The organism is Mesorhizobium sp. M0621, from assembly GCF_040320745.1.
Lineage (GTDB): Bacteria > Pseudomonadota > Alphaproteobacteria > Rhizobiales > Rhizobiaceae > Mesorhizobium.
In genome coordinates this window covers 1-2,837 of the sequence record NZ_JAMYQF010000117.1, presented here as the reverse complement: position 1 = coordinate 2,837, position 2,837 = coordinate 1, and the positions used below count along the sequence as shown (strand labels likewise).

4 protein-coding genes are annotated in these 2,837 nt (G+C 57.6%); 2 read left to right on the top strand and 2 right to left on the bottom strand.

Annotated features, from left to right (window positions below):
• Nucleotides 1-602: 602 nt before the first annotated feature.
• Both NKI38_RS33310 and NKI38_RS33305 read left to right on the top strand, forming a co-directional pair.
• Nucleotides 603-788 carry a hypothetical protein gene (locus NKI38_RS33310; protein ID WP_352665101.1) on the top strand — a complete coding sequence of 62 codons (186 nt, stop codon included), beginning with the start codon at nucleotides 603-605 and terminating at the stop codon, nucleotides 786-788.
• A gap of 15 nt (nucleotides 789-803) precedes the next feature.
• Nucleotides 804-1,121, top strand: coding sequence for a hypothetical protein (locus NKI38_RS33305; protein ID WP_352665099.1), 318 nt, complete (start codon nucleotides 804-806; stop codon nucleotides 1,119-1,121).
• 415 nt (nucleotides 1,122-1,536) lie between these two features.
• On the opposite strand, the gene NKI38_RS33300 is transcribed toward NKI38_RS33305, so the two are convergent.
• A complete protein-coding gene (locus NKI38_RS33300; RefSeq protein ID WP_352665096.1) occupies nucleotides 1,537-1,908 on the bottom strand; it encodes a nuclear transport factor 2 family protein in 372 nt (123 codons plus the stop codon).
• A 111-nt stretch (nucleotides 1,909-2,019) separates the two neighbouring features.
• Complete coding sequence (locus NKI38_RS33295) at nucleotides 2,020-2,634, bottom strand: class I SAM-dependent methyltransferase (RefSeq protein WP_352665094.1); 615 nt, start codon at nucleotides 2,632-2,634, stop codon at nucleotides 2,020-2,022.
• Nucleotides 2,635-2,837: the final 203 nt, after the last annotated feature.

The following is a 2,837-nucleotide window of genomic DNA, read 5'->3' as shown; positions in this document are numbered from 1 at the left end:
GCCGCAAATCGAAATCCCCATAGCCATCGCCTGTGGCCCGCGGGTTCCTTCCTCGGGGACTTTCGTACGCCTGCCGGCGCCCGAAACTCTTCACGGTAGTCGACTGACGGCTAACAGGACGAGATCATCTAAAGCGGTCATTCTGCTGTCGACCCGTGGCTGACGTGAGGTCAGAAAATCAATGACTCGAGTGCGCTGCCCAATAGACTGCTCATTCGCTGTTCAGCGAGTTGTTGCAGTTGACGCATGGACACGGATCAGCTGACAGACCTCATGTGCTCGGCATAGGGTCTGCACAAGGCGGCGCGGTCTTCCGCTCTGTTTCGGCATGACCAAAAAACGGGCTCGGTTCCTCCCAGAGTCAATTCGCTCTTGACATTTTGTTCCCTGTTTGTTCTATATGCGGAGTCATTGTTGTAGACCGCATTGTGACACTCAGCAGTCGGCAAAGGCCGCCCTTCACGCCTACGCCGAAGATTTCATCGCCATCGACGAGGGGATGTGATGAGGCGCTCAAGGAGATGATTGTGCTCGACGGGCATATTCAGGAACAAATAGATGCGCTTGTCGCACCACGCAGAGCGAAACGCTAAGAGGAAGCAATGGACACGGTGTATTTTGACGCCGAAGCCAAAGCTGGGCTACGTTCAGAAGCCGTCAAGCTGGTCGCCCGCTACGATAGTCCGCTTGAGACCGTAAAGGCTCTGATGGCCTACAACTGCGAGCTTGAGACCCAGCCTGGGATTGTCTCAATCGGGTACGACGATGCGCCGCCTGTGGGGGGCTGAGAGCGGTAATGCCCTATGCAAGAATTTGTCGAATTCATACAGAGTAACTCTGAGCTGGTGTCGGCTAATCCGACGGCCTTTGCCACGTTTGCCGTATTGTTCGGCGGCGGCGGATTTGCAGTTGGACGTTATTTCCTGACGGAGCGTATTGCCAATCTGGAAAGCCGGATTGCGAGACGCGACGAGGAGATCACGGACCTGAAAACCAAGCAGAAAGTCCCAGAGTCGGAAGGCCCTGTGCCTCTATTCGAGATGACCGAGGTCCTTCCCCCTGCGCCGCTCAACTTCAACGGGCTGTTAGTTCAGCGGAAAGATAACCTCCATGTCGGATAATTTGCTGCCCTAAAAGAAAGCGCCCAAGCTGATCCGCCTTCGACAGCGATGAGAGCGGCGATCATCTCCAACTTGTCCTCGGACCGGCAGAGCAGCCGAGTCGAGCGGTTCGGATTGCGGGGTGGGGACTTGGTGGGCAATCATGCTGGCGTCATTGTGTGGTCGCGCGAGGCTAACCTTCGCTTAGCGAATATGGCGAGCCGACGACCCTGTTTGTGGGCGGCGATGTACCGGACATGGAATAGCGTTCGCTTGGCCTGGGAGACCTGAGCGTGCAGGAGGAACATGTTTTCATCCTTGGCAGCGGCTTCGAATGTCTTCCGCGCTTGATCGGCATCTCGTCGGCGAGAACGGCAATGGTCACACTTAGTGGGAGATTTGGGGCGACGAAAAGCTCAGACAGAAATGCCAACTCTTACTCCATGATCTTCCAGTATGAGTCCTTGCGGATCACCTTTCCGTCGCGAAATGTGTAGAAATCGCAACCTTGAACTTCCTTTTTCATGCCCTCGCGGGTGGTGCCGGTGAGGGTCCATTTCGACATGCCGGTGTCGGCAGCCTCGTCCGCAAAATGCTCAGCGTTGCCGTAATAGACATCGGGCAAGCCCTCAAAGCGTGTTGCCAGCGCGTCTCTTACGCTGCGCTTGCCCTCGCAACGAGTTCCCCAGGGCTCGGCTCCCCTTGGCATCTCAAGAACGCAGTCGTCGGCGAAGAAGGCCATAATGCGATCGAGATCATGCGCGTTGAAGGCCTCGCATAGCTCCGTCAGTGTCGCTCGAATGTCCATTCGCCAACGCCTCCTCGAACTCGAAGTAGGTCACTGGCGGCGGAGCCGGTCAAGTGTCCAAGCTTTCAAGACTTCCTGGCCATGACCGCGATAAAGCGCAGCTTCCGCCACTCAACCCTTCTTGGCGAACGCCCAGACCATCAGCGGGTATTCCTCGTCATTGCTCAGATCCCGCCACAGGCCGTAGGCGCGGACGGGGCCGCCGATGTGAGCCCTGGCACAGGCCTTGTTGCCCCAGCCGTGGACCTTGACGTTGGCTTCGGGAAAGCCGCCATCGACCATCAGCTGCTTCAGGCCGGCGGGCGTCCATCTGTTGTAGTCGTGCGGCCTGGCGTGCACCCGAAACAGGAACGGTGTCGCCACCATCGCCCAGCCGCCGGGCCTGGTCATGGCGTGGATGTTCTGCACCGCCGCCTGCGGTCGCCGCACATGTTCCAGCACCTGGTCGGCGATGACGATGGAATATTGCTCGTCGGTGCGGTCCTTGCAGATGTCGAAGGCGGGGAAATCGACCGAGCGGTAGTTGGGGCACATTGCCCGCCAGGTGCGGTTCCAGCCGGGCGAGATCTCGATCACGTCGGAGGCTTTGCGGTTGCCCGCTTCGAGAAAGAGGCTGAACGCCTCGATCTGGCGGACGCGTAGCCAGTTGCGGGAATCATAGCCAAGCAGCCGCTTCGCCACCTGTTTGCCGCGGTTTTTCAGGGTGCCGGCAAGGCTAACAGTCATAACGACCTCCAGAACCCCGCCGTCTTCGCTCGTAGCACCGTGATATGGGCAAAAGATGACAACGTGGTGGCGCCCCCGGCCGCGCCCGCCCGAAAAAAAATTAAACCACCCGGAATGAGGCACCGGGTAGCGAAACACCCAAAAACACCCCCGGCACCCGATGATTTTTATAAAATATTATTTTTTTATATATAGTATTAAAA